Raw genomic sequence first — 25,168 nt, 5'->3', positions numbered from 1 at the left:
ACAGGTAGTGACGCGTACAACTTCCCTGGCTTAGATTTCCAGCCCACTGCACCGTGATCACCAAGGGACCGCCAGGGAACGGAGCCACGGCCATGCCAGAGCCGTCCGAATCAGCCGGAACACCAGCGGGCAGAGCCGCGCCGGTCGTCACTCCCAGCCGCGTGATCGCCGGGCTCTGCCTGGTCGCGCCCTTCGTGGCGATGCTGTGGGTGAGCTCGTACGCCAAGGTCGAGCCGACCCTCATCGGCATCCCGTTCTTCTACTGGTACCAGATGCTGTGGGTGCTGATCTCGACGGCGCTCACCATGGTCGCGTACAAGCTGGTCCAGCGTGAGCAGCGGCTGCGCAAGGGGGGTGCGTCCCGGTGAAGGACGGCGTGAACGGCGTCGCGCTCGCCGTCTTCATCTTCTTCTTCGTGGCCGTGACGGTCATGGGCTTCCTGGCGGCGCGCTGGCGCAAGGCCGAGCAGTCCGCCAGCCTCGACGAGTGGGGGCTGGGCGGGCGCAGCTTCGGCACCTGGGTGACCTGGTTCCTGCTGGGCGGCGACCTGTACACGGCGTACACCTTCGTGGCCGTGCCGGCGGCGATCTACGCGGCGGGCGCGGCCGGGTTCTTCGCCGTCCCGTACACGATCCTGGTCTATCCGCTGATCTTCACCTTCCTGCCCCGCCTGTGGTCGGTCTCGCACAAGCACGGGTACGTGACCACCTCGGACTTCGTGCGCGGCCGGTTCGGCTCCAAGGGCCTGTCGCTGGCCGTGGCGCTCACCGGCATCCTCGCCACGATGCCGTACATCGCGCTGCAACTCGTCGGCATCCAGGCGGTGCTGGACGTGATGGGCGTCGGCGGCGGCGAGGACACGAACTGGTTCGTCAAGGACCTGCCGCTGCTGATCGCCTTCGGCGTGCTGGCGGCGTACACCTACAGCTCCGGGCTGCGGGCGCCCGCGCTGATCGCGTTCGTCAAGGACGGGCTGATCTACCTGGTCATCGCCGTCGCGATCATCTACATCCCGATCAAGCTGGGCGGCTTCGACCACATCTTCGCGGTGGCGAAGGACGCCTTCGCGCAGAAGAACCCGGCGACCGGCAAACCACGCGGTGAACTGGCCAGCGGGCCGAACGCGCAGTGGGCGTACGCGACGCTCGCGCTCGGCTCGGCGCTCGCGCTGTTCATGTATCCGCACTCGATCACCGCGACGCTCTCCTCGCGCAACCGCAACGTGATCCGCCGCAACACCACCATCCTGCCGCTGTACTCCCTGATGCTGGGGCTGCTCGCGCTGCTCGGGTTCATGGCGGTGGCGGCCGGGATCAAGGTGCAGAACGGACAGCTGGCGATTCCGCAGCTGTTCGAGAACATGTTCCCCGACTGGTTCACGGGGGTGGCGTTCGCCGCGATCGGCATCGGGGCGCTGGTGCCCGCCGCGATCATGTCCATCGCCGCCGCGAACCTTTTCACCCGCAACATCTACAAGGACTTCCTCAAGCCGGGCGCCACACCCGAGCAGGAGCACAAGGTCGCCAAGCTGGTGTCGCTGCTGGTGAAGGTCGGCGCGCTGGTCTTCGTGCTGACGATGGACAAGACCGTCGCCATCAACTTCCAGCTGCTGGGCGGCATCTGGATCCTGCAGACCATGCCGGCCCTGGTGGGCGGCCTGTTCACCCGCTGGTTCCACCGGTGGGCGCTGCTGGCCGGCTGGGCGGCCGGCATGCTCTACGGCACGCTCGCGGCGTACGGGGTGGCCAGCCCCACGCAGAAGCACTTCGGCGGCTCCAGCGCGGAGATTCCCGGTATCGGGGAGATCGGCTACATCGGGCTGACCGCGTTCGTGCTGAACGTCCTGGTCACGGTCGTCCTGACGGTGGTGCTGCGCGCGGTCAAGGCCCCCGACGGCGTCGACGAGACGTCCCCGGAGGACTACACGGCGGACGCCGGCGACAAGGGCGTCCAGGTCGATCTGCCGCCGGCCACGGCGGGGGTTCCGGCGGGGCACTGAGGGTGCCGGGGGGATTGTCGGACCCCCCGTGCACACTTGCCTCATGGACATCACGATCAGGCCCGCGCGGCAGGAGGAGTTCGAGGAGATCGGCGAACTCCTCGTGGCCGCCTACGCGGCGGACGGACTGCTGGTTCTCGGGCTCGACGACCCGTATGTGCACGAGCTGCGCAAGGTGGCCGAGCGGGCGGAGCACGCCGAGGTGCTGGCGGCGGTCGACGCCGACGGCACGGTGCTGGGGGCGGTCACCTTCGCCGCCCCCGGCAGTCCGTACGCCGAGATAGCCGGTCCGGACGAGGGCGAGTTCCGGATGCTGGCCGTCGCCCCCGCCGGCCGCGGGCGCGGCATCGGCGAAGCGCTGGTGCGCGCCTGCATGGACCGCGCCCGCTCCCTGGGCCTGACCCGCATGGTGCTCTCCGCCCTGCCGCACATCGAGAACGCCCACCGCGTATATGAGCGGATCGGTTTCACGCGCATACCGGAGCGGGACTGGGAGCCCGTGCCGGACATCACGCTTCTGGCGTTCACCTGCGATCTCGGCGTGGTGGTGTAGCGCCGTGACCGGCGCACGCCCCGTCACGGCGGCGGGTTACGGCAGCATCCGCCGTACGAACACGTCCGTCGCCCCGTTCGTGTCCCCCGGGACCAGGTTCGCCGCGTCCGAGTCGAACGCCGCGGCCAGGCCCGTGGCGTCGGTGGACACGTTGGAGGACCAGCCCTGGTCGGGTGTGCTGTCGACGGGCCGGTTGACGCGAGTGATGGCGCCGGTCCGCATGTCCCGTACGAAGATGTCCGTCGCGTTGTTGGTGTCGTCCCGTACCAGGTCCGGCGCCGAGGACTCGAAGTACAGACGGCCGTTGTCGGCGGACAGCACGCCCAGGCCGGAGGAGCCGGTCTGCGGCTGCTTGCCGTCGTAGGTGTACGACATCTGCTCCGTCGTGCCCTTGACGAGGTCCCGTACGAACAGGTCCGCCCTGCCGGTCGGGTGGCCGGGCACCACCTCCCCGTACTGGCTGGAGAAGACCGCGTAGCGGCCGTCGGGGCTGAGCGAGGCGTTCCAGGCGCCGACCGTCTCGCCGGTGGAGCCGAGGCTGGCGACACCGGTGCGGCCGGTGTCCAGGTCGTGCACGTAGAACGGGTAGCTGTGCGGTTTGCGCGGCTCGGCCCGTTCGCGGGCGGCCGCGGCCGGGTCCGGGCGCAGGTTCGCGGCCTTGGAGATGAAGCCGACCGTACGGCCGTCGTAGGTGATCACCGGGTTGGCGGAGGGGCCGGTGGCCTGCTCACCGGTGGCGGAGACGCTCACCCGCTTGACCGTGCCCGTCTTCCGGTCGCGGACGAAGATGTCCTGCGCCTTGTTGGTGTCCCCGGGCACCAGGTCCTCGCGGCTGGAGGCGAACGCCACGTACCGGCCGTTGGCGCTGATCACCGGCATCTGGGAGCCCTGCTTGCCCTGCGGGGGCCTGCCGTCGAGGGTGACGCTCTCGGTGCGCCCGGTCCTGCGGTCGTGCACGAAGATGTCGGTGGCGGCGTTGGTGTCACCCGGCACGAGGTTGGCGGCGTCGGAGGCGAAGGCGACGTACCGGCCGTCGGCGCTGACGGTGGGCGTGGACGACCAGGAGTCGGCCTGGGTGCCGTCGCTCGCGACGTTGACCCGTTCGACGGCGCCCGTGCGCAGGTCCTTCACGAAGATGTCCGACTGCCCGTTGGTGTCGCCGGGCACCAGGTTCGTCGCGTCCGAGTCGAAGACGGCGAACCGGCCGTCGGCACTGATCATCGAGCCGGACGAGCCGCCGTTGCCCTGCGTGCCGTCGGCGGCGACGCTGACCCGCTCGGTGCCGTTCGGCGGGGCGGGCTGGGCGGCGGCCGTCGTGGCGGGCAGCAGCGCGGCCAGCGCGCACACCCCCGAGGCGGCGGCGAGTCTTCGTACGGTGGTGCGGGTGGACCTCATGGCGGGTTCCCCTCCTGGTGGGTACGTGAGTACGCGGACGCGCCGGTACGCATGTCACGTACGCGTCCGCGCCGTTACGCCAGTGCGTCGCCGTTACGTCAGCGCGGGAGCCGGCGGACGAAGACGTCGCCCGTCGCGTTCGTGTCACCGGGCACCAGCCCGTCGTCGCGCGAGTCGAAGACCGCCAGCCGTCCGGTGGCGTCGGGCACCGCGCCATTGGCCCAGGAGGACGACTGGCCGCCGTCCGCGGTGACATTGATCCGCTCGACCCGCCCGGTGCGCAGGTCGCGGACGAAGGCGTCGACATAGCCGTTGGTGTCGCCGGGCACCAGGTTGGTCGCCGTGGAGGTGAAGAAGAGCCGCCGGTTGTCCGCGCTGAGCCGCCCGTCGGAGGACCAGCCGTTGGCCTGGGCCCCGTCGTGCGCGCGGGAGACCAGCCGGGTGGTGCCCTTCTCCAGGTCGCGGTCGAAGATGTCGTACGTACCGTTGGTGTCGCCCGGGACCACGTCGTCGGCCACGGAGGTGAAGACCACATGCCGGCCGTCCGGGCTGAGCCGCGGGAGCGGCGTCACGCTGACCACGGCGCCCGTCGAGCCGAGGCTCGCCACGCTCGTCCGCCCGGTGTCCAGGTCGTGGACGTACATCGGGCCCCCGGGCGGCGGGCGGCGGAAGCCGGGCCCGGTGGGGGTGAGATTCCTCGCCTTGGAGGTGAACGCCACCCGGCGGCCGTCGGCGCTGATCGACGGGGAGCCGGAGAAGCCGTCGGCCTGCGTGCCGTCGCTCGCCACGCTGACCCGTTGCGTCGTTTTCTTCCGCACATCGTAGACGAAAATGTCTTGACTCTCGTTGGTGTCGCCGGGCACCAGGTCCGCGCGGGACGAGCCGAAGGCGAGGTGGCGGCCGTTGCCGCTGAGGGCGAAGTCCTGCACGCCGTAGCCGTACGGGGACGTGCCCGCGCCCGCGGTGGGGCTGATGGTGTGCCCGGTCAGCCGGTCGCGGATGAAGACGTCGCCCTCGCCGTTGGTGTCTCCGGGGACCAGGTTCGTCGCCGCGGAGTAGAAGGCCACGTACCGCCCGTCGGCGCTGATCTCGGGCGAGCCGGACAGGGCGTTGCCGCGGGTGCCGTCATCGGCGACGCTGACCAGGTCGACCTTTCCCGTCCGTAAATCCTTGACGTAGACGTCCTGTTGGCTGTTGGCGTCGGCGGGCCCCAGATTGGTGGCTTCCGAGGTGAATGCCACGAACCGCCCGTTCGCGCTGAGCGTCGGAGCGCCCGAGAAACCGTTTCCCTGCGTGCCGTCCGCGGCCACGCTGACCCGTTCGGTCACCGGGGCCACCGGCGGCGCGGCAACGGCCGTCGCGGGCAGCACCCCCGCCACGGCACACGCTCCGGCCAGCAGCCCCACGGCTCTGGCGGCGCCGCGCGCAGCACCGTTTCTTCGCATGATTCCCCCCTCGCATCAGGTCCCCCACCCGCCCCGCCGGACGACGGAGCAGACAAGGAGCCAATACGCTTCAGGAGTCCCGGTCAACGCATCAGGGACATTCCGCGCCACCAATACGCCCCCTGCATCAGCCCCCGTCCAGCCCTGCCCGGATGGCCCGGAACGGCTCCAGGAAGCCGTCGTGGCGGCTCCGGAACGGCCTCACGGCGGCTTCGCGGGGCCCTGCGAACGGCCCCGGAACGGCTGCCGAATACCACGGCTTCGGACAACCCCGTCACAAGGCGACACAAGATATGGGGGTGGGTGCACGCGCCAGCACAAGATGTATGCTCGTGCTCGCTGTCGTCGCAGGGGAATCCGGTGCGAATCCGGAACTGTCCCGCAACGGTGTACGAAGTGCGGCAATCCGCACCCGTGAGTCCGAAGACCTGCCCACAGTACGCCCGCGCCACCCCCGGCGCGGTCGTCGATACGTCCGGGCCTCGCGGGTTGGGCCGGTGGACGCTGCGCGGTGTGCCCGCGCGCCCCTCGCCGTGCCAGGGGTGCCGCACGCCCGTACGCGGCCGTCGCGCGCCTCCCCTCGGGCCCCCGCCGAGTGAGGGAGAGCAGCACGTGACCATCGCGCCAACGGAGCCCGCGTCAGACCGGCAGGTCGTGCAGCCCGCGAAGGACACGGACCCCCGGCAGGACGCCGGCGGCCGGACCGGGGACGGCCCCGGCGCCGCGCTGCTGCGCACGCTGACCGATCTCACCGCCGACCTGGACGCCACCGACCCCGGCAAGATCGCCGCCGCCGCGCTGCGCGGCCGTCACCCCGGCTCCGACGAGGCCGAACTGCGCTCGCTGGCCATGGAGGCCGCCGCCGGCCTGATCGGTGACGAGCCGCAGTACTCCAAGCTGGCCGCCCGCCTGCTGACCCGTGCCATCGCGGAGGAGGCGGCCGCGGAGGGGGCGACCGCCTTCTCCGCCTCCGTCGCCGTCGGGCACCGTGAGGGCCTGATCGCCGACGACACGGCGGAGTTCGTGCGGACCCACGCGGCACGCCTGGACGCGCTGGTCGAGCGCGCCCTGGCGGACGGCGCCGACGACCGGTTCGGCTACTTCGGCCTGCGCACCCTGCACTCCCGCTACCTGCTGCGCCACCCGATCTCCCGGCAGGTCATCGAGACCCCGCAGCACTTCCTGCTGCGCGTGGCCTGCGGCCTGGCCGAGGACCACAGCGAGCGGGCCGTGGACGACGTCGCCGAGCTGTACCGGCTGACCAGCTCGCTGTCGTACCTGCCGTCTTCCCCCACCCTCTTCAACTCCGGCACCCGGCACCCGCAGATGTCCTCCTGCTACCTGCTGGACTCCCCGCTGGACGAGCTGGACTCGATCTACGACCGCTACCACCAGGTGGCACGCCTGTCGAAGCACGCCGGCGGCATCGGCCTGTCGTACTCCCGGGTGCGCGCCCGCGGCTCGCTGATCCGCGGCACCAACGGCCACTCCAACGGCATCGTGCCGTTCCTGCGCACCCTGGACGCCTCGGTCGCGGCCGTGAACCAGGGCGGCCGGCGCAAGGGCGCGGCCTGCGTCTACCTGGAGACCTGGCACGCGGACCTGGAGGAGTTCCTGGAGCTGCGCGACAACACGGGCGAGGAGGCCCGGCGCACCCACAACCTGAACATCGCGCACTGGATCCCCGACGAGTTCATGCGCCGCGTCGAGGCCGACGCCGACTGGTCGCTGTTCTCCCCCAGCGACACGCCGGAGCTGGTGGACCTGTACGGCGACGAGTTCGACGCCGCGTACCGCAAGGCGGAGGCCGCGGGCCTGGCCGTCAAGCAGGTCCCGGCGCGCATCCTGTACGCGCGGATGATGCGCACCCTCGCGCAGACCGGCAACGGCTGGATGACCTTCAAGGACGCCGCCAACCGCACCGCCAACCAGACCGCCGAGCCCGGCAAGGTGGTGCACTCCTCGAACCTGTGCACCGAGATCCTGGAGGTCACCGACGACGGCGAGACCGCGGTCTGCAACCTCGGCTCGGTCAACCTCGCCGCCCACCTGGGTGACAACGGCGAGATGGACTGGGAGCGGCTGGATGCCACGGTCCGTACGGCCGTGACCTTCCTCGACCGCGTGGTGGACATCAACTTCTACCCGACCGAGCAGGCCGGCGCCTCCAACTCGCGCTGGCGGCCGGTGGGTCTGGGCCTGATGGGCCTCCAGGACGTCTTCTTCCGGCTGCGGCTCGGCTTCGACTCGCCCGAGGCGCGGGAGCTGTCCACCCGTATCTCCGAGCGAATCATGCTCGCCGCGTACGAGGCGTCCGCCGACCTCGCCGAGCGGCACGGCCCGCACCCGGCCTGGTCCGCGACCCGTACGGCCCGGGGCGTGCTGCACCCCGACCACTACCCGAACGCCGAGCCGCGCTGGGCGGACCGGTGGGCGGCGCTGCGCACCCGTATCGCGGCGACCGGCATGCGCAACTCGCTGCTGCTGGCCATCGCGCCGACCGCCACCATCGCCTCCATCGCGGGCGTGTACGAGTGCATCGAGCCGCAGGTCTCCAACCTGTTCAAGCGCGAGACGCTGAGCGGCGAGTTCCTCCAGGTCAACGCGTACCTGATCGAGGAGCTGAAGGCGCTGGGCCTGTGGGACGAGCGCACCCGTGACGCGCTGCGCGAGGGCAACGGCTCGGTGCAGGAGCTGGACTGGATTCCCGCCGAGACCCGCGAGCTGTACCGCACGGCCTGGGAGATCCCGCAGCGCGCGCTGATCGACATGGCGGCGGACCGTACGCCCTACCTCGACCAGAGCCAGTCGCTGAACCTGTTCATGGCGTCGCCGACCATCGGCAAGCTCAGCTCGATGTACGCCTACGCCTGGAAGCGCGGCATCAAGACCACGTACTACCTCCGCTCGCGGCCGGCGACCCGTATCGCCCAGTCCGCGCGCGGCACGGGCGGGGGCGCGCAGACCGCTCCCGTACCCGCTCAGGCGGCCGACCCCGAGGCCGTCGCCTGCTCCCTGGAAAACCCCGAGTCCTGCGAGGCATGCCAGTAATGACCACCGCACCCGAAAAGAACGAGACGACCGCGGCCGCCTCGCACACCGCCACCACCGGCAGCAAGAACCTGCTCGACCCGGGCTTCGAGCTGACCCTGCGCCCGATGCGCTACCCGGACTTCTACGACCGCTACCGGGACGCGATCAAGAACACCTGGACCGTGGAGGAGGTCGACCTCCACTCGGACGTGGCCGACCTCGCCAAGCTGTCGCCCGGCGAGCAGCACATGATCGGCCGGCTGGTCGCGTTCTTCGCGACCGGTGACTCGATCGTGGCGAACAACCTCGTGCTGACGCTGTACAAGCACATCAACTCCCCCGAGGCGCGGCTCTACCTGAGCCGGCAGCTGTTCGAGGAGGCCGTGCACGTCCAGTTCTACCTGACGCTGCTGGACACCTATCTGCCCGACCCGGACGACCGCGCCGCCGCGTTCGCCGCGGTGGAGAACATCCCCTCCATCCGGGAGAAGGCGGAATTCTGCTTCAAGTGGATGGATTCGGTGGAATCCATCGACCGGCTGGAGTCGAAGGCCGACCGCCGCCGCTTCCTGCTGAACCTGATCTGCTTCGCGGCCTGCATCGAGGGCCTGTTCTTCTACGGCGCCTTCGCCTACGTGTACTGGTTCCGCTCGCGCGGCCTGCTGCACGGCCTGGCGACCGGCACCAACTGGGTGTTCCGCGACGAGACCATGCACATGAACTTCGCGTTCTCGGTCGTGGACACGGTGCGCGAGGAGGAGCCGGACCTCTTCGACGACGAGCTGGAGCGCCAGGTCACCGACATGCTCAAGGAGGCCGTCGAGGCGGAGCTGCAGTTCGGCCGGGACCTGTGCGGCGACGGGCTGCCGGGCATGAACACCGAGTCGATGCGCGAATACCTCCAGTGCGTCGCCGACCAGCGCCTCCAGCGCCTCGGCTTCCCGCCGGTGTACGGCTCGGAGAACCCGTTCTCCTTCATGGAGCTGCAGAACGTCCAGGAGCTGACCAACTTCTTCGAGCGGCGCGCCTCGGCCTACCAGGTCGCCGTCGAGGGCTCGGTCTCCTTCGACGACGAGTTCTGAGTTTTCCGGTGCCGGCCCGGAACGCGGTTCCGTGACCGACCGTGGGTCCGGAGGCCGGACTCAGGTCGCTTGTGCTGCCCGCAGCTCTTCGTGAACCGCTACGGGGTCCTGCTGGGCCAGATAGCGGAAGTGCCACTCGACGACTCCGTCTCCGGTGGCGAGCGAAGCCAGCGAGGAGCCCTCGGAGATGAGGAACCGGGGCTCCTCCCACTGCTGCGCGACCACCGCGATGGAGGCGCCGGCGCCGGTCAGGACCCAGCTGGCCCTGCCCCCGGCGATCGGGGCGAGGTAACCGCTCCTGACGACGGAGGCCACCGCTTCACGGACCGGCACCTCGGCGGGCAGCTCCCTGGTGTCCTCGTGCGGGGCGTCAGCGTCGTCACCCATGGCGACGCTGTCCCTGGTCAGATACACCTTCATGGTCGGATCCTAGGTCCCCGGTCCCGGAACTGCCCGACGGTGCCGGTCCGCACGCGCGGACCGGCACCGTCCGCTTCTTTATGCCTGCCGAATGTCCGACGAATCCGGACCGGATTTGATGAGTCGATGACAACGCGCGGGCGACGGCAACCCGGCCGTATGCCGCCTGCTCTCCCGTTACATGAAGGGCAGCGAGCAACCGAGAAAGCGGTTCATCGACTATCCCCGCCGGGGCCGTGCCGGATGGCGCCGGTGGCTGCCGTCCTGGAGACAGCAGCTCGGTGTCACGGCCGTCGGCGCGGCCGGTTTCGCCGGGCTCTTCGCCGTCGTGTACGCCCAGGTCGACATCCCGGACGAGAACGCCGCCGCACGCCAGGAAGCCACCGTCTTCTACTGGGCGGACGGCAGCCAGATGGTGACCGAGGGCGCCGTCAACCGGCAGAAGGTGACCCTCGACCAGGTGCCCGACCCGGTGGAACACGCCGTGCTCGCCGCCGAGAACGCGAGTTTCTACTCCGATTCCGGGGTCTCGCTCTCCGGTATCGCACGGGCCGCGGTGAACATGGCCCAGGGCCAGGACGCGCAGGGCGGTTCCACCATCACCCAGCAGTATGTGAAGAACACGTATCTTTCGCAGGACCAGACTCTCAAGCGCAAGGTGAAGGAGTTCTTCATCGCGCTGAAGCTGGACAACCGCAAGTCCAAGTCGGAGATACTCCAGGGGTATCTCAACACCAGTTATTTCGGGCGGCATTCGTTCGGTATCCAGGCCGCCGCGAACGCGTACTACGGCATTCCGGCCAAGGATCTGGACCCCAGCCGGGGCGCGGCGCTGGCGGCGCTGCTCAAGGGGGCCGAACAGTACGATCCGGCGCTGAGCGAGGACAATCACCGGCGCGCGGTGGAACGCTGGAAGTGGATTCTGGACCGTGAAGTGGAAACCGGCCTGATGAGCCGGGAGGAGCGCGCCCGGTACACGCGGTTCCCCGAGCCGCGCGCACCCGTCACCCCGACCAGCCAGAAGGGCCAGACCGGCTACCTCGTCGACGCCGCGAAGAAGTACCTCAAGAGCCGTACCGGCCTGACCGACCGCGATCTCGCGCGCGGCGGCTACCGCATTCACACCACCTTCGAGAAGGACAAGGTGGCCCGGCTGGTGAAAGCGGTGGAGGACGAGCGGCGCCGCGGTATCGATCCGGAGAAGCGGGCCGCCGACGCGTACGTGGAATTCGGTGCCGCGTCGGTGCGGCCCCGGGACGGCGCGCTCGTCGCGCTCTACGGCGGCCCGGACGCGACGCAGCACTTCGCGAACAACGCGGACACCGCGGGCGTACCGGCCGGCTCGGCCTTCAAGCCGTTCGTGCTGGCCGCCGCCCTCCGCGACGGCGCGCCCCGGGAGGCCGCCGCCGCGCCCGTGGCCACATCCGCCCCGGTCGTGGCCGGGTCGCAGGCTGGTGTGCCGCCGGATCTGTACGAGGGCCTGGTGACCTCCGCCCACCCGCCGTTCGTCGCCGCGGGCAAGCGCCTCGGCCTGGAGAAGGTACGGGACACGGCGGTCGAGGCTGGCCTGCACAAGGCGAGCCTGGCGCGCCTGGAGCCCACGTTCCCGCTCGGCACCTCCACGCCCAGCGCGATCCGGCTGGCCGGCGCGTACTCGCTCTTCGGCAACGACGGCAACCGGACCGAGCCGTACTCGGTGACCAGGGTGGAACACGGCGGCACACCGCTGCCGGGCCTCACGCCGCCGGCACCGCACCGCGTACTGGAGCCGGGGGCGGCGCGCGGCATCAACCGGGCGCTCCAGGCGTACGCCGGGAAAACGCTGCCCCAGGACACCGCGGCGAAGCTGCCGCGCGGTATCTGGGCGGGCGGCACCGGGCCGCGGGACCGCATGCGCTCGGCGTGGTTCATCGGCAACGACGGCGCGGACGGCGGCGGGCTGACCACCGCCGTCACCGTCTTCCGCAGCAAGCCGGGGGCGCCGCGGCTGCTGCCCATGGAGGGCGTGGGCGGCGACGCGCAGTTCGGCAACGGCATACCGCCCCGGATCTGGGCGGCCTACGCCGCGGGGTGAGCGGCGGCCGGGCCGGGCCGGGGCTCAGTCGTTGGCGACGACCGGGTACCGCGGCTCGCGCTCGGCCATCTGCTTCAGCGCGTCCTTGCGGTCGCGCTTGGAGAGCCGGTCGATGTACAGGTAGCCGTACAGGTGGTCGGTCTCGTGCTGGAGGCAGCGCGCGAAGTAGCCGGTGCCCGCGACCTTGATCGGGTTGCCCTCGGCATCCTGGCCGCGGACGACCGCGTAATCGGGGCGGGCCAGCTCCGCGTACGCGCCGGGCACCGACAGGCAGCCCTCGTTGGAGTCGTCCAGCACCCGCCGCTCGACCGGCAGGTCCTCCAGGACCGGGTTGCAGACCGCGCCGACGTGGCGTACGCCCTCGTCGTCCATGCAGTCGTAGACGAAGACCTTCAGGTCCACGCCGATCTGGTTGGCGGCCAGGCCGACGCCCTCGGCCGTGCGCTGGCTGGCGAACATGTCGTCGATGAGCCGGGCCAGCTCGTCGTCGAACGCGGTGACGTCCTTGCACTCCTTGTGCAGCACCGGGTTGCCGACGACGGTGATCGGGCGGGACGTACCGCGCTCGCGGTGCGCCACCTCCCGCTCTTCCGCGCCGGTGACGTCGTCGACGAAGCCCTCCGCCGCCCGCTCTTCGTTGTGGTCAAAAACAGGCTGTTGCGCCATCTCCGCCGTACGCCTTCCTGAGAACCTTGAGAATCTCGGAAACCCGAAATGTTCGCCCACCAGCCTACGGGGCGCTCCGGCGGCGCTCAGCAGACCTCTTCCAGATCACGCCACTCCCGGGTGTCCGGGCTGTCCGCGACCCAGCCGTCCAGCAGGCCGCGCACCAGGCCGGCGGGCGCCGCGATGCCGCACTCGCGCTCCGGCACCCACAGCGAGCCGGAGCCCGCCGTACGGTGGCCCAGCGGCCCCGGGTGGCCCGGTTCGCTGTGGTCGTGCGGGTCCAGGTGCTCGCCCTCGCCCTCGTCGCTGGGCATCCGGCTCTCCGAGCACGTACGGCACAGCAGGCGGACGGAGGACGACCAGTCCTCCGCGGCAAAGCCCGCGTCGGCGGCCAGCCGCTCCAGGGCGTCGCGGTCGGCCTCGGTGGCGGCCTCCAGGAGCACGACCCAGGTGGGGACCGGGGAGGGCGCCCACAGCTCGATCTCGTCGAACACCGGGAAGGACGGTCCCGCGGCGGTGGTGCGCTCGCCGTTCGGGACGCCGTCGTGCAGGACGACCTCGCCCCAGCGCCGCCCGGAGGACGGCAGCGGGATGGAGAGCACCTCGATCCGGGCCGGGTCCAGCCGGCGGCCCCAGACCACCTCGGCCTCGCCCTCGGGCGACAGGCGCACGGCGGCGCTGCCCAGCTCCATGCCGACCGGTTCCGCGGACGGCGACCCCTCGCCGGGGACCTTGAGTCCGTACGCCTGCCAGGCGCGCCGGGCCAGCGGCCAGTCCTGGAGTGCGGTGGCCGCGATGCCCACGTTCCACCAGTCGGGGGCGCCGGCCTCGCGGTCCAGCAGGGCGACCGCGCGCAGTCCGGCGGCGCGTGCCTGCTCCCAGTCGTGCCGGAACTTGTGCAGCAGCGCGAGGTTGAACCAGGACTCCGACAGCCACGGCTCCATGTCCGCCGCCCGGGTCAGCAGCGCGCCCGCGTCCTCGTAACGGCCGTCACCGATCAGCGTGAAAGCGCGGTCGGTCGCCTGCCGCCACGAGGCGGAGGGCCGGTGCCGTACCTTGCCGAAGATCCTCACGATTCCCGCCTGCTGGTTGCTTCCTGGATGCCGCCCGGACGGAGGCCGGGGGCCGTTCGAGGGCCCACTCGACAACCTGCCACAGATTGCCGCCGGGCTCAGCCCGGTTGCCGCGCCGACCGCGGCCCGCCACCGACCCCCTCATCGGCTCCTTGCCTTTCGCGGACCCCCTGAATCCCCGTTCGTGGGGGTTCCTTCGCATCCAACCATGCCCATCTCCGGGGCCGCTCATTACCCATCGGTTCCGTGACCTTGCGCGGGTGTTTGTGGCGATCTGGGAGGGGTGACGGCAGGAGGGGTCCGTACGGGCTTGCGCCACGAGGCGGCCGTCGGCAACGCGGCCGGGCCGTACGTCGGATGAGGCTCCGGGGACCGCGCAAACGCCGTGCCCCGAGGCGGCGCGCGATGCGTACGCCGGGACGGCGGGCGGCAGCGGGGCGTACGGGAACGGCGCACCGCTGCGCGGAAGTTGGCGCCCTACGGGCGGGGAAGCTGTGAAGATCCGGGCGGGACGAAACGCCCCGCCCCTCACCCCTTCGGGTGATACGCCGCTATTCGGCCCGCGCGGTCTCACCGCGCGCGTCGAGCGTGCCGCCCTGGCCCGGCCCGGACGGCTGTCCGGGGGTCTTGGCGGCCGCGGCGGCGCGGGCCGCCGCCTGCTCCTGCTTCGCCTGCTCCAGCACGCTCTGCTCGGGCACCGCCTCGCCCGCACGGATCAGGTCGATCCGGCCCATGACCTTCGACCGCAGGTCGGTCGGTACGTCGTCATGGCCGCAGCAGCGCTTGACCAGCTTCTTGACGGCCTGCTCCAGCCCGTACTTCTCCAGGCAGGGCGAGCACTCGTCGAAGTGCTCCTGGAACTTCTCGCATTCACCGGCCGGCATCTCGCGGTCGAGATACTCGTACAGATGGTCGAGGACCTCTGAGCAGTCCTTCTCGTGCGGGTCTCCGCAGCTCATGATCCCGAGCCTTTCCGATCGTGCGACTGCGACGACTGCGCGGTCGCAGCGCCCGCCCCGGCGGGGACCAGCCCACGCTCACGGGCGTAATCCTCCAGCATGCCGCGCAGTTGGCGCCGGCCGCGGTGCAGACGGGACATCACCGTGCCGATGGGTGTACCCATGATGTCGGCGATCTCCTTGTACGCAAAGCCCTCGACGTCCGCGAGGTAGACCGCGATGCGGAATTCCTCCGGAATGGCCTGAAGGGCGGCCTTCACGTCGGAGTCCGGCAGGTGGTCCAGCGCCTGGGACTCGGCGGAGCGCAGACCGGTCGACATGTGCGACTCGGCGCGTGCCAGCTGCCAGTCCTCGATCTCCTCGGCGGCGCTGCGCTGGGGTTCGCGCTGCTTCTTGCGGTAGGAGTTGATGAAGGTGTTCGTGAGGATGCGGTACAGCCACGCCTTGAGGTTCGTTCCCTCACGGAACTGGTGGAAGGACGCATACGCCTTGGCATACGTCTCCTGAACCAGGTCCTCCGCATCGGCCGGGTTGCGCGTCATGCGCAGCGCGGCCGAATACATCTGGTCCAGAAAGGTGAGCGCGTCCCGCTCGAAGCGCGCGTTGCGCTCGGCGTCCGTCTCCCGCTTCCCGTTGCCAGCGTGTTCCCCTGCCGTGCCGTCGGTCCCTGCGTCGGTACCGGTGACCGGACCCACCTCCTCCAACACCGTGACGGGTCCGGATACCGACCCGCTCGAATCGGAGAATAGACGACGATCCGGTACCGCCGCCGCTCCAGCCATGGCGGCCTGGGCGCCGCGCAGCTGTGTCCACTGCAGGTCAGCGGCCTGCGGGCGGGCTGGGCAAGCGATTCCCATGCGGCGGGCTCCCATTCTTCGAAGATTCCTTCAACGTTCCTGCAACCCGCACAACAGCCGCACCCCGCACGTCATTCCCGCGCCGCGCGGGCGGCACGTGAGCATGGTCACGCGGGCCCGCGGGGGCCGCCGGAACGCCCCCGGACTCTTGACAAACACGCTTGCCGGATCGGCAATGAAGACATGGACGAGAAGGCGTACGAACGGGTGCTGACGGACGTGGGGCCGCGGCTGCGACGGCTGCGGCAGGAGAGAGGGGTGACGCTCGCCGCGCTCTCGGAGACGACGGGCATCTCGGTGAGCACCCTTTCGCGCCTGGAATCGGGCGGGCGCAAGGCCACCCTGGAGCTGCTGCTGCCGCTCGCCCAGGCCCATCAGGTGCCGCTGGACGAGCTGGTCGGCGCGCCGGAGGTGGGTGATCCGCGGGTGCGCGCGGTGCCGCAGCGCCGTAAGCACATGACGTTCGTGCCGCTGACCCGGCAGCCCGGCGGCCTCCAGGCGTACAAGATGGTCATCGATCCGGTGCCGGGCACGCCCGAACAGCGCACCCATGAGGGCTACGAGTGGATGTACGTGCTCTCCGGGCGGCTGCGGCTGCTGCTCGCGGACCGGGACGTGGTGCTGCGCTCCGGCGAGGCCGCGGAGTTCGACACCCGGCTGCCGCACTGGTTCGGCCCGGCGGACGACAAGCCGGTGGAGATCCTCAGCCTCTTCGGGCGGCAGGGCGAGCGGATGCACGTACGCGCCAAGCCGCGGTCCAAGGGGGACGGCGACTGAAGCACGTACGGGACCGGGCCGGCTCAGGCGAAGAGGCCGTCCAGCCACTCCCCCACCGCGTCCGTGAGCAGGGCCATCGCCGCGGGCTCGTCGAGGTCCGCCTTCTTCGGTACGGCGAAGCCGTGGTCCCCGTGCGGCACCTCGACGACGCGGGTGCCCGCCGGGAACTCCGGCGGCCGCCCGAACGGGTCACGGCCGCCCTGCACCACCAGCGTCGGCAGCCCGGCCCCGGTCAGTTCGTCCGCGCGCGACTTCTCCGGCTTGCCCGGCGGGTGCAGCGGGAAGCTGAGCGCCAGTACGGCGTGCGCGCCCAGGCCGCGAGCCGTACGGCAGGCCACTCGCGCCCCCGCGCTGCGCCCGCCCGCGACCACCGGCAGTCCCGGCTTCTCCAGGGCGGGCCACAGCGCGGTCCACGCGGTGTCCAGCGTCTTGGGCGCCGGGGCCAGCTTCTTGCCGGCCACCCGCCACGGCTGCTCGACCAGCGCGACGGTATAGCCGCGCGCGGGCAGCGCGGCGGCCAGCGCGCGCAGGTCCCGGGCCTCGATGCCGCCGCCCGCGCCATGGCTGACGGCGAGGACGGCCCGCGCGTCCTCCGCCGGGTGCCAGGTGATGCGCGCCTCACCCACAGGAGTCTCAACTGTTTCGCTCACGCCCTCATCCTGCCGTCCCGGCCCCGCGGACCGGCTCCGGGGCGCGCGTCAGAACAGCGTCTCCTCCTCCGGCGCCGGCAGCTCCTTGACCAGTTCGGGCCCGTTGTTGCGGACGTTGCTCACCTCGGACGGCACCGGGTACGCGCGCATCAGCCCGGCGGGCGGTGGCGCGAGCAGCGGCACGATGTCGTCCACCTCCGTACGGGCCGGGTCGAGCCAGGCGTCCCACTTGTCGGGCGTCATGACCAGCGGCATCCGCGGGTGGATGTCGGCGAGCGACTGCGGGCCCTCGCCGCCGCCCGCGTTCGCCAGCGGCGTGGTCTCGGCCTCGGTCGTGACGACCGTGCAGGTCACCCACCACGCCTGCGGGTGGTCCTCGGGCAGCGTACGGTCGCGCCAGAACTCGTACAGCCCGGCCAGCGCCATCACCTGCCCGTCCGCCGGTGTGACGAAGTACGGCTGCTTGCGCGGGCGCTTGCGCCGGCCCTGCTCCTCCAGCTGCCGTTCGGCGGCGGCCGTGACCCACTCGTAGTAGCCGTCGCCGGGCAGCAGGCAGCGGCGGGCCGCGAACGGCCGCCGGAACGACGGCTTCTCGTGCACCGTCTCCGCGCGGGCGTTGATCATCTTCACCCCGACATCGGGCGATTTCGCCCAGGACGGGACCAGTCCCCAGGTCAGTCTCCGCAGCTGGCGAACCGGACGGCGGTCTTCCGCGTCTTTCAGGGGACGTTCGAGCACCGCGTGGACGTTCTTCGTCGGGGCGACGTTCCAGTCGGGCGCCAGGGTCTCCTCCGGTTCCCACTTCTCGACCTCGAAGAGCCCCACCAGATCCTCGGGGCTGCGACTCGCTGCATACCGTCCGCACATCGTGAACCACACCTCTGACCTGCGGATTCCCCGAGTCAGGCCGCCATAGTCAGCACCACGTCAGCACGGTGCCGGGTAATCGCCACATCCATGACCGCGATGGCTCGTCCGGTCGAGTCCGGCGCGAGGTGGCCGTACGTGTCGGCCGTCTCGTTGCTGGACTTGTGTCCGAGCCACCCGGACACGTCCAACAATGGCAGACCGCTGCTGAGCGCTGTAGAGGCGATCCAGTGCCGGAGGTCGTGAGGCGACCAGTCGAACCCGAGAGTCTTGATGACCTTCCGGAAAGCCGTCGAGTAGTCACGCGCACTCGCTGACGCCATGCTGAAGATGGTGCAGAACCCCACGGCCGCGCAACGGGCCAGGAACACCCTCCCGCCGTGACATGGGGGCGGCGGAGTGGCGGACTGGATCGAGGACCCGAGGACGACCGCTACCACGTGAGGCTGCCATGCGTCGGTACGTGCCGTACCTCGGCATGACGACGGACGAGTACCTGGCGCACGTCAGCACACGGAACGCCACGCCGGCCAGCACGGAGGGTGACTGAGGGGCCTACCGCAGCGGGCAGTCCTGGTCCGGCAGGGTGCGGTTAGGGGAGCAGCACACCAGGACCAGGGACAGGAACGAGGGTCGTTCGAGATAGAAGCCGTGCGACACGTCGCCGCCCCATGCCAGCCGTTCGGCGGCGGAGCTGACAAGTATGGCCAGCCGGGTTGTGTCGCGGTCCTCTTCGGATCCGAACCGGGGTGCGTACGCGGCGAGCTGTTCCCCGAGCCATTCGGCGGCTTCCTTCGGCTCGTCCCAGGTCCCCCGTGCCAGCCTGCCGGGCTTGGAGAGCCAGCGCGCCGTTTCCAGCGGGGGCAGGTCGCTGACGGGGAACTCTGCCCGCACTACCCGATAGCGTTCGACTAGCCGCTTTCCTTCGGTGTCGTCGTCACCGGCCGGGGCCGGGGGCGGATCGGGCTGGGGAGGCCGCCGCAAAGCCTCCTCGTCGAACCGCTTCTTCGAGCCCGTCCACAGGTAGCCGTGACAGTGCAACTGATGATCCTCGTCAGAACAGTTGAAGGCGGCCTCCGCCTCCCCAGAGAACAGAGGCCGCCAGTCAGGGAGCGGCCATTCAGGCCGAGAGGCCGAAGCGGGCCGGGTCGATACCGGCCGCGTTCAGTTCGGCGGTGGTGAACCTCAGCGGCTCCGCACCGGGCCGCTTGCTGTCACCCAAGGCCCACGCATTGGGGCCGATCTTCGCCAACGTGGCGCAGGATTCGCCGTCCGGGTGCGTGTTGCCCCCGCACGCCTTGAGGAATGAGGCGCCGTCGATGGACAGGCTGTACAGGTCGGTTCGGGCCATGGCTGTGCCTTCCTGATAGATCAGTGAAGGGCAGGCTCAGAACGGGTACTGCTCCGGCTTCTGCACGTACACGACGCCGGGAGCAAGAGCCGTGGCGGACTCACGGAAGAGTTCGTCCAGCATCGACCTGGGGCCGTCCCGCATGGCATTGGCCAGACTTTCGGCCAGTAGAGCGGCCTCGGACGGAAGCAGGACCATTTCTGTGTCTGCCATGTGCCGACCGTTCTTCGTCAACCACATCGGGACACGAATGTTCCCATCATCATCCCGGTACGCCTTGCGGCTGGGGATCGGGTCCATCCGCCACCCCTGCGGGACGCTCTTCCTGTGGTTCTTCGGTTCGGTCGGCATGAATACATCCTCGGGCCGCCGTGGCGAATCCTCTAGTCCGTTTCCTGTTGCCTCAAGAAGTCGTCCCGAATGCCTGACACGAGGTCCCGCATGTCGTCGCCGGTAACGGCCACTCGCTCGAAATTCCGGAACTTGTCCAGGTAGAGGTCGATGTCGGGAATCTCGGTAGTGGTGATCTCGGCGTGCGGGACTTCGATTGTGGCTAGCCGAGTATCAAAGAGGACGAATGCCGATGTAGGCAGTCCTGGCTTGACTCCCCGCTGCGGAACAACGCCGATCGTGATGTTAGGGAATCTCGACATGCTGATGATCTTGTCTAGCTGCATTGCCATCGACCGAACTCCAATTATCTCCCAGCGGAGCACTGATTCTGTGATCAGGAAATGGAAGCTTCGCCCCTCATGGTGCAGCACATCATGGCGCTTGAGTCGAGCACCGACCATTTTCTCTAGTGCGTCTTCGGTGAGATTCCAGCCTTCCAGGATTCCCCTCACATATTCGGGGGTCTGGAGTAGCCCGGGGATGCAGGACGGCTGAAACAGCCTGAGTAGCGTCGTACTGGCCTCAATGGCCCTAATCTCTTCCTGATGTTTGTGGAGCCCCGAGCGTCGGTATATACGCCATGCGGTGGCTTCCGTGGCTACCTGCCGGGCAATCTCCATTAGCCGAACCTTGGCCTCCTCGGAGACTTCCAGGGCTGCCAAGATGCGTTCCACGTCGATGACGCTAGGCGCAAGTACCCCATTCTCAATCTTGCTGAGCTTGCTTGGCGACATGGCAGCGCCACGGGCCACGACTTTGGCCTGCTTCCCGCTGGCCTCTCGCAGTTCCCGCAGCGCCTGCCCGATGTCAATAGCGTTCACTCGCCGTACTGTGCCCACCAGTCGGAGAACGGCACGGAATTCCGCATTGCGACATTGCGAATCTCGAGCCATTGAGATGCGTCGGCCTGTAGTTCAGCTCCGAGGAACTTCCCGTTCTCGCCATAGTTCATCGAGGCGATCTGAGATTCGTCAAACATCCAGAAATCCGGCACGCCGGAAACCGGATTATCCCGGTCGGTAGCATCAAGGATGAAGAACTCTTCGCCTGCCGCCTGATTTTTGACGTAGCCCCATCCGAGTTCGAATCGAAGGTAATCCGTAAGCGGTCGCGAGACCACGTGGACGCGATACATGCGCTTACCCGCTTCGGTGTTTGCGCGTACGTCGTCAACCCACTGCTGGTTGTACTCGGCAGGCTGGGGCTCCCCGGCCAGAAAAGCGCGGATCATTTCCGGGTTGGATGAGCCACTGTAATCGTCCAGCGCTTCCAGCCGGAATGCTTCCCGCTCGAACGTGGTGAAGAGTTTCCCGAACTCATCCGTTGAGATATTCACGGGCGTACCTCTCGATGATGTGGGCGGGGATGCGGACTACGGACTCCCCCGCCGGAACGTCGATTCCGGCCGTCTCCGTCTCGCTGGTGTTGTACCCCTGGACGAGTAAGTCACCGGTGCCGTCAACGGCGTACAGGGTGGCGCAAGTGCCGCCCTCGCATTCGCCGACGAGTCGCCTGGCGGGCATGGCTTCCCCCTGGTGTGAGGTTGTGTGTCCGATGCTCCCGAGCGCGTGACAGCGGGTCAAGGTGTGCCAGTTGAGAGAACAGGAAACCGCCCTCCCCGTCCGAGCGTCTTGGTCAGCACGACACCATCGCAGTGCCCCCAACCACTCCGAAACGGACTCCACCAAACTCAGCACGGAGTCAGCGCGGGTACGCAAAGAGCCCCGGGACGAACCGGGGCTCTAAGCCTGTGAGCTGCGGGTTTGGTGTCACAGAGAAGTCGTGTTTGCTGGACGGCTTCCATACCGTCCGCACATGCATGCCACAGTGCCACGCCAGACCAAGGGGAGAGATGGACACCGGTCATATCACCGACGTATGGGACAGGGTTTTCGGCATCCAGCCCGACCCGCCGCCCTGGCTCGTCGTCGTCACGGCGGTGGTCGCGCTGGCCGCGATCACCCCGTACCGCGCCTGGCGGCTGTCCCGGAACGCCATCACCATCGCCCACGAGGGCGGGCACGGCCTGGTCGCGCTGCTCAGCGGGCGCCGGCTGTCCGGCATCCGGCTGCACTCCGACACGTCGGGGCTGACCGTCTCGCGCGGCAAGCCGACCGGCCTCGGCATGATCCTCACCGCCGCCGCCGGATACGTCACACCGTCCCTGCTCGGGCTCCTCGGCGCCTGGCTGCTGGCCTCCGGGCACATCACGGCGCTGCTGTGGGGCGCCACCGCGCTGCTCGCCGCGATGCTGCTGATGATCCGCAACGCGTACGGCGTACTGACCGTGGTGCTGGCCGGCGCCGCCTTCTTCCTCGTCTCCTGGCTGACCGCTCCAGAGGTGCAGGCGGCGTTCGCGTACGCGGTCGTGTGGTTCCTGCTGCTGGGCGGCGTACGGCCGCCCTTCGAGCTCCAGGGAAAGCGGCGCCGCGGCCGGGCCGGGGACTCCGACCCCGACCAGCTGGCCCGGCTCACCCGGGTACCGGCAGCCGTCTGGCTGGGACTCTTCCATGTGGTGACGCTGTGCTCGCTGGCCGGCGGCGGGCGCTGGCTGCTGGACGTCTGAGCCCGTACGGTCCATGCGCCCGAGCCGGTACGCCCCGTACGCCGGCGCCCGCCGGACACGCCCCGGAGCGTGCCGCCGGGTGCCCGGCCCCGCAGCGTGACCCCGCCTGCACTATCAGTGCTGTGTTTCCTGCAGGTTGCGCCGCTTTTGATCAAGATCTGCACACCGGTCCAGCCATTAAAGTGAAGGGCATGACCGAGAGCCCCGTGCATCCCGCCCTCTGGCCCGCCCCCGTAGCTGCCGGGGCGGTCGACGCGACCGTCACCGTGCCCGGCTCCAAATCGGTCACCAATCGTGGCCTCGTCCTCGCCGCCCTGTCCTCCGAACCCGGCTGGCTGCGCCGCCCGCTGCGCTCCCGGGACACCCTGCTGATGGCCGAGGCGCTGCGCACGATGGGCGTCGGCATCGAGGAGACCGCCCCCTCCAGCGCCGCCTCGGCGGCCGGCGCGGACGGCGGTGGCGGCGAGGCCTGGCGGGTGATCCCGGCCGGGCTGCACGGTCCGGCCACCGTCGACGTCGGCAACGCCGGTACGGTCATGCGCTTCCTGCCCCCGGTCGCGGCCCTCGCCGACGGCCCCATCCGCTTCGACGGCGACCCGCGCTCCTACGAGCGCCCGCTCGACGGTGTGATCAACGCGCTGCGCTCGCTCGGCGCCCGGATCGACGACGACAGCCGCGGCGCGCTGCCCATGACGGTGTTCGGCGGCGGTGCCCTGGAGGGCGGCGCCGTGGAGATCGACGCCTCCTCCTCGTCCCAGTTCGTCAGCGCGCTGCTGCTGTCCGCGCCGCGCTTCAACCAGGGCGTCGAGGTACGGCACGTCGGCGCGGCGCTGCCCTCGATGCCGCACATCCGGATGACCGTCGACATGCTGCGCAGCGTCGGCGCCCAGGTGGACACCCCGGAATCCGGCGGCGAGCCGAACGTCTGGCGGGTCACCCCCGGCGCCCTGCTGGGCCGCGACCTGATCGTCGAGCCGGACCTGTCCAACGCCCAGCCGTTCCTGGCGGCGGCGCTGGTCACCGGCGGCCGGGTGACCATTCCCGACTGGCCCGAGCGGACCACCCAGCCCGGTGACGCGCTGCGCGAGATCTTCACCGCCATGGGCGGTTCCTGCGAGCTGACCGAGCAGGGGCTGACCTTCACCGGCACCGGCCGGATCCACGGCATCGACGTCGACCTGGGCGAGGTCGGCGAGCTGACCCCGGGCATCGCCGCGGTGGCCGCCCTCGCCGACTCCCCGTCCACTCTGCGCGGCGTCGCCCACCTGCGGCTCCACGAGACGGACCGGCTGGCGGCGCTCACCAAGGAGATCAACGAGCTGGGCGGCGACGTCACGGAGACCGAGGACGGCCTGCACATCCGGCCGCGCGCGCTGCACGGCGGCATCTTCCACACGTACGAGGACCACCGGCTGGCCACCGCCGCCGCGATCATCGGCCTGGCGGTGCCGGGCGTGCAGGTGGAGAACGTGGCGACGACCGCCAAGACGCTGCCCGACTTCCCCGCCCTGTGGACCGGGATGCTGGGCGAGGCGACGGCCCCCGCCCGGAGAGGCTGAGGCCGTACGACCATGCGCCGCTACGGCAAGAACCCCGACGAGGACGACGTCCGCGTCCGCCCCAACCGCAAGGGCAACCGCCCCCGTACGAACATCCGCCCCAAGCACGAGGACGCCAGCGAGGGCCTGGTGCTGACCGTCGACCGCGGCCGGATCACCTGCCTGATCGAGGACCGCACGGTCACCGCGATGAAGGCCCGGGAACTGGGCCGCAAGTCCGTCGTGGTCGGCGACCGGGTCGCGGTCGTCGGCGACCTGTCCGGCGCCAAGGACACCCTCGCGCGGATCGTCCGCGTCGAGCCGCGCAGCTCCACCCTGCGGCGTACGGCGGACGACGACGACCCGTTCGAGCGGGTGGTCGTCGCCAACGCCGACCAGCTCGCGATCGTCACCGCGCTGGCCGACCCGGAGCCGCGGCCGCGGCTGATCGACCGCTGCCTGGTCGCCGCGTACGACGCCGGGCTCGACCCGCTGCTGGTCCTCACCAAGTCCGACCTGGCCTCCCCCGACACGCTCCTGGAGTCGTACGGCACGATCGGCGTCCCGTACGTCGTCACCAACCGCGTCGAGCTCACCGACGGCACCGCCGCCGAGCGGGTGCGCGAGCGACTGCGCGGGCACATGACCGCCTTCGTCGGGCACTCCGGTGTCGGCAAGACCACGCTCGTCAACGCGCTGGTGCCGGACCGCAAGCGGGCCACCGGGCACGTCAACGCGGTCACCGGGCGCGGCCGGCACACCACCACCTCCGCCCTCGCGCTGCCCCTGCCCGACGACTCGGGCTGGGTCATCGACACCCCGGGCGTGCGCTCCTTCGGGCTGCACCACGTGGACCCGTCCCGGGTCGTCCTCGCCTTCCCGGACCTGGTGCCCGGCACCGCCGACTGCCCGCGCGCGTGCAGCCACGACGAGCCGGACTGCGCCCTGGACCAGTGGGTCGCCGACGGCCACGCGGACCCGGCCCGGCTGTACTCGCTACGACGTCTGCTGGCCACCCGGGAGCGACGCGAGGGGGACTGATCGCTCAAGTTTGCTGCCCCGCCACCGAGGTAAATGCATAATCACACCAAGGCTGGCGAAGCGGTCACCGACCGTACGGAGGCAATGGACATGGCGTGGCTGCTCGTCGTGGTGGCAGGGCTCCTGGAGACGGGGTTTGCGGTCTGCCTCAAGCTCTCCCACGGCTTCACCCGGCTCTGGCCCACCATCGCCTTCGCCTGCTTCGCGCTCGGCAGCTTCGGCCTGCTGACCCTGTCGCTGAAGAAGCTCGACGTCGGCCCCGCCTACGCGGTGTGGACCGGCATCGGCGCCGCCGGCACCGCCATCTACGGCATGATCTTCCTCGGTGACATCACCTCGGTCCTCAAGATCGTCTCGATCTCGCTGGTGATCATAGGGGTGATCGGGCTGCAGTTGTCGGGGTCGGCGCACTAGGTCTGCGCGGGGGCG

Annotated in this window: 27 protein-coding genes and 1 riboswitch; of the genes, 11 read left to right on the top strand and 16 right to left on the bottom strand. The window is 70.0% G+C overall.

The genetic code is table 11. The annotated features are described in order from the left end of the window. The first annotated feature begins 92 nt into the window (after positions 1-92). From IH45_RS0106040 to IH45_RS0106030, 3 genes are read left to right on the top strand one after another with little or no spacing between them, the layout of a single operon-like run. Entirely contained in the window at positions 93-368 is a 276-nt protein-coding gene (locus IH45_RS0106040) for a DUF3311 domain-containing protein (RefSeq protein ID WP_078897284.1), read from the top strand. Next, positions 365-1,999 (top strand): monocarboxylate uptake permease MctP, encoded by a 1,635-nt coding sequence (gene mctP / locus IH45_RS0106035; RefSeq protein ID WP_030662491.1) that lies wholly within the window; start codon positions 365-367, stop codon positions 1,997-1,999. The genes IH45_RS0106040 and mctP overlap by 4 nt, the downstream gene beginning before the upstream one ends. Before the next feature lie 43 nt (positions 2,000-2,042). After that, entirely contained in the window at positions 2,043-2,552 is a 510-nt protein-coding gene (locus tag IH45_RS0106030; protein ID WP_030662487.1) for a GNAT family N-acetyltransferase, read from the top strand. Positions 2,553-2,588: 36 nt separating this feature from the next. Here the strand turns inward: IH45_RS0106030 and IH45_RS0106025 are convergent, their stop codons facing one another. Further along, positions 2,589-3,947, bottom strand: coding sequence for a TolB family protein (locus tag IH45_RS0106025; protein ID WP_050514567.1), 1,359 nt, complete (start codon positions 3,945-3,947; stop codon positions 2,589-2,591). Positions 3,948-4,045: 98 nt separating this feature from the next. Further along, positions 4,046-5,392 carry a TolB family protein gene (locus tag IH45_RS0106020; RefSeq protein WP_107058575.1) on the bottom strand — a complete coding sequence of 449 codons (1,347 nt, stop codon included), beginning with the start codon at positions 5,390-5,392 and terminating at the stop codon, positions 4,046-4,048. A gap of 286 nt (positions 5,393-5,678) precedes the next feature. Further along, positions 5,679-5,842, top strand: a riboswitch (cobalamin riboswitch). A 162-nt stretch (positions 5,843-6,004) separates the two neighbouring features. On the opposite strand from IH45_RS0106020, the gene IH45_RS0106015 reads away from it, so the two are divergent. Both IH45_RS0106015 and IH45_RS0106010 read left to right on the top strand, forming a co-directional pair. Next, positions 6,005-8,443 (top strand): ribonucleoside-diphosphate reductase subunit alpha, encoded by a 2,439-nt coding sequence (locus IH45_RS0106015; protein WP_030662477.1) that lies wholly within the window; start codon positions 6,005-6,007, stop codon positions 8,441-8,443. Then, the gene (locus tag IH45_RS0106010; protein ID WP_030662473.1) at positions 8,443-9,507 is read left to right on the top strand and encodes a ribonucleotide-diphosphate reductase subunit beta; all 1,065 of its coding nucleotides are present in this window, start codon (positions 8,443-8,445) and stop codon (positions 9,505-9,507) included. The genes IH45_RS0106015 and IH45_RS0106010 overlap by 1 nt, the downstream gene beginning before the upstream one ends. A gap of 60 nt (positions 9,508-9,567) precedes the next feature. Here the strand turns inward: IH45_RS0106010 and IH45_RS1000000145060 are convergent, their stop codons facing one another. Beyond that, positions 9,568-9,927: a hypothetical protein gene (locus tag IH45_RS1000000145060; protein ID WP_050514565.1), complete on the bottom strand. Its 360-nt coding sequence runs from the start codon at positions 9,925-9,927 to the stop codon at positions 9,568-9,570. 181 nt (positions 9,928-10,108) lie between these two features. Here IH45_RS1000000145060 and IH45_RS0106000 point away from each other — a divergent pair, with 181 nt between their 5' ends. After that, a complete protein-coding gene (locus IH45_RS0106000) occupies positions 10,109-12,001 on the top strand; it encodes a transglycosylase domain-containing protein (protein WP_030662467.1) in 1,893 nt (630 codons plus the stop codon). Between the two features lie 24 nt (positions 12,002-12,025). Here the strand turns inward: IH45_RS0106000 and def are convergent, their stop codons facing one another. The 4 genes from def to IH45_RS0105980 form a co-directional block, all read right to left on the bottom strand. Next, the gene (gene def / locus IH45_RS0105995) at positions 12,026-12,667 is read right to left on the bottom strand and encodes a peptide deformylase (RefSeq protein ID WP_030662463.1); all 642 of its coding nucleotides are present in this window, start codon (positions 12,665-12,667) and stop codon (positions 12,026-12,028) included. Positions 12,668-12,753: 86 nt separating this feature from the next. Continuing rightward, entirely contained in the window at positions 12,754-13,740 is a 987-nt protein-coding gene (locus tag IH45_RS0105990; RefSeq protein ID WP_030370727.1) for a tetratricopeptide repeat protein, read from the bottom strand. Between the two features lie 551 nt (positions 13,741-14,291). Beyond that, on the bottom strand, positions 14,292-14,699 hold the full coding sequence (gene rsrA, locus IH45_RS0105985; RefSeq protein WP_030662460.1) for a mycothiol system anti-sigma-R factor: 408 nt from the start codon (positions 14,697-14,699) through the stop codon (positions 14,292-14,294). Beyond that, on the bottom strand, positions 14,696-15,394 hold the full coding sequence (locus IH45_RS0105980) for a sigma-70 family RNA polymerase sigma factor (protein ID WP_030662456.1): 699 nt from the start codon (positions 15,392-15,394) through the stop codon (positions 14,696-14,698). Before IH45_RS0105980 ends, rsrA begins: the two co-directional genes overlap by 4 nt. 345 nt (positions 15,395-15,739) lie before the next feature. Here IH45_RS0105980 and IH45_RS0105975 point away from each other — a divergent pair, with 345 nt between their 5' ends. After that, a complete protein-coding gene (locus tag IH45_RS0105975; protein ID WP_030662454.1) occupies positions 15,740-16,333 on the top strand; it encodes a helix-turn-helix domain-containing protein in 594 nt (197 codons plus the stop codon). 23 nt (positions 16,334-16,356) lie between these two features. Here the strand turns inward: IH45_RS0105975 and IH45_RS0105970 are convergent, their stop codons facing one another. The 9 genes from IH45_RS0105970 to IH45_RS0105925 all read right to left on the bottom strand — a co-directional run bounded on the left by IH45_RS0105970 (position 16,357) and on the right by IH45_RS0105925 (position 21,117). Then, positions 16,357-16,983, bottom strand: coding sequence for an alpha/beta hydrolase family protein (locus IH45_RS0105970; RefSeq protein WP_030662452.1), 627 nt, complete (start codon positions 16,981-16,983; stop codon positions 16,357-16,359). Positions 16,984-17,031: 48 nt separating this feature from the next. Next, the gene (locus IH45_RS0105965; protein WP_030662450.1) at positions 17,032-17,850 is read right to left on the bottom strand and encodes an SOS response-associated peptidase; all 819 of its coding nucleotides are present in this window, start codon (positions 17,848-17,850) and stop codon (positions 17,032-17,034) included. A 35-nt stretch (positions 17,851-17,885) separates the two neighbouring features. Further along, positions 17,886-18,173, bottom strand: a complete 288-nt coding sequence (locus IH45_RS1000000145055; protein ID WP_158812944.1) for a tyrosine-type recombinase/integrase — start codon at positions 18,171-18,173, stop codon at positions 17,886-17,888. 232 nt (positions 18,174-18,405) lie between these two features. Then, entirely contained in the window at positions 18,406-18,891 is a 486-nt protein-coding gene (locus IH45_RS0105950; protein ID WP_030662444.1) for a hypothetical protein, read from the bottom strand. 79 nt (positions 18,892-18,970) lie between these two features. Next, entirely contained in the window at positions 18,971-19,201 is a 231-nt protein-coding gene (locus IH45_RS0105945; RefSeq protein ID WP_030662441.1) for a hypothetical protein, read from the bottom strand. Between the two features lie 36 nt (positions 19,202-19,237). Continuing rightward, positions 19,238-19,414, bottom strand: coding sequence for a hypothetical protein (locus IH45_RS1000000148590; protein ID WP_158812942.1), 177 nt, complete (start codon positions 19,412-19,414; stop codon positions 19,238-19,240). Positions 19,415-19,584: 170 nt separating this feature from the next. Next, positions 19,585-20,415: a helix-turn-helix domain-containing protein gene (locus IH45_RS0105935; RefSeq protein WP_030662435.1), complete on the bottom strand. Its 831-nt coding sequence runs from the start codon at positions 20,413-20,415 to the stop codon at positions 19,585-19,587. Then, positions 20,412-20,930 carry a DUF6879 family protein gene (locus tag IH45_RS0105930; RefSeq protein WP_030662432.1) on the bottom strand — a complete coding sequence of 173 codons (519 nt, stop codon included), beginning with the start codon at positions 20,928-20,930 and terminating at the stop codon, positions 20,412-20,414. The genes IH45_RS0105935 and IH45_RS0105930 overlap by 4 nt, the downstream gene beginning before the upstream one ends. Further along, entirely contained in the window at positions 20,911-21,117 is a 207-nt protein-coding gene (locus tag IH45_RS0105925; protein WP_030662429.1) for a hypothetical protein, read from the bottom strand. The genes IH45_RS0105930 and IH45_RS0105925 overlap by 20 nt, the downstream gene beginning before the upstream one ends. Before the next feature lie 329 nt (positions 21,118-21,446). Here IH45_RS0105925 and IH45_RS0105920 point away from each other — a divergent pair, with 329 nt between their 5' ends. The 4 genes from IH45_RS0105920 to IH45_RS0105905 all read left to right on the top strand — a co-directional run bounded on the left by IH45_RS0105920 (position 21,447) and on the right by IH45_RS0105905 (position 25,153). After that, positions 21,447-22,160 carry a M50 family metallopeptidase gene (locus tag IH45_RS0105920; protein WP_030662426.1) on the top strand — a complete coding sequence of 238 codons (714 nt, stop codon included), beginning with the start codon at positions 21,447-21,449 and terminating at the stop codon, positions 22,158-22,160. 191 nt (positions 22,161-22,351) lie between these two features. Next, the gene (gene aroA, locus IH45_RS0105915; protein ID WP_030662423.1) at positions 22,352-23,719 is read left to right on the top strand and encodes a 3-phosphoshikimate 1-carboxyvinyltransferase; all 1,368 of its coding nucleotides are present in this window, start codon (positions 22,352-22,354) and stop codon (positions 23,717-23,719) included. Between the two features lie 12 nt (positions 23,720-23,731). Then, positions 23,732-24,739 carry a ribosome small subunit-dependent GTPase A gene (gene rsgA, locus IH45_RS0105910; protein ID WP_030662419.1) on the top strand — a complete coding sequence of 336 codons (1,008 nt, stop codon included), beginning with the start codon at positions 23,732-23,734 and terminating at the stop codon, positions 24,737-24,739. Between the two features lie 90 nt (positions 24,740-24,829). Further along, the gene (locus IH45_RS0105905; RefSeq protein ID WP_030662416.1) at positions 24,830-25,153 is read left to right on the top strand and encodes a DMT family transporter; all 324 of its coding nucleotides are present in this window, start codon (positions 24,830-24,832) and stop codon (positions 25,151-25,153) included. Positions 25,154-25,168 lie beyond the last annotated feature (15 nt).

Source organism: Streptomyces rimosus subsp. rimosus (assembly GCF_000720725.1).
GTDB lineage: Bacteria > Actinomycetota > Actinomycetes > Streptomycetales > Streptomycetaceae > Streptomyces > Streptomyces rimosus_A.
Note: the sequence above shows the minus strand (reverse complement) of the source record. Positions and strands in the feature narration are given on the sequence as shown.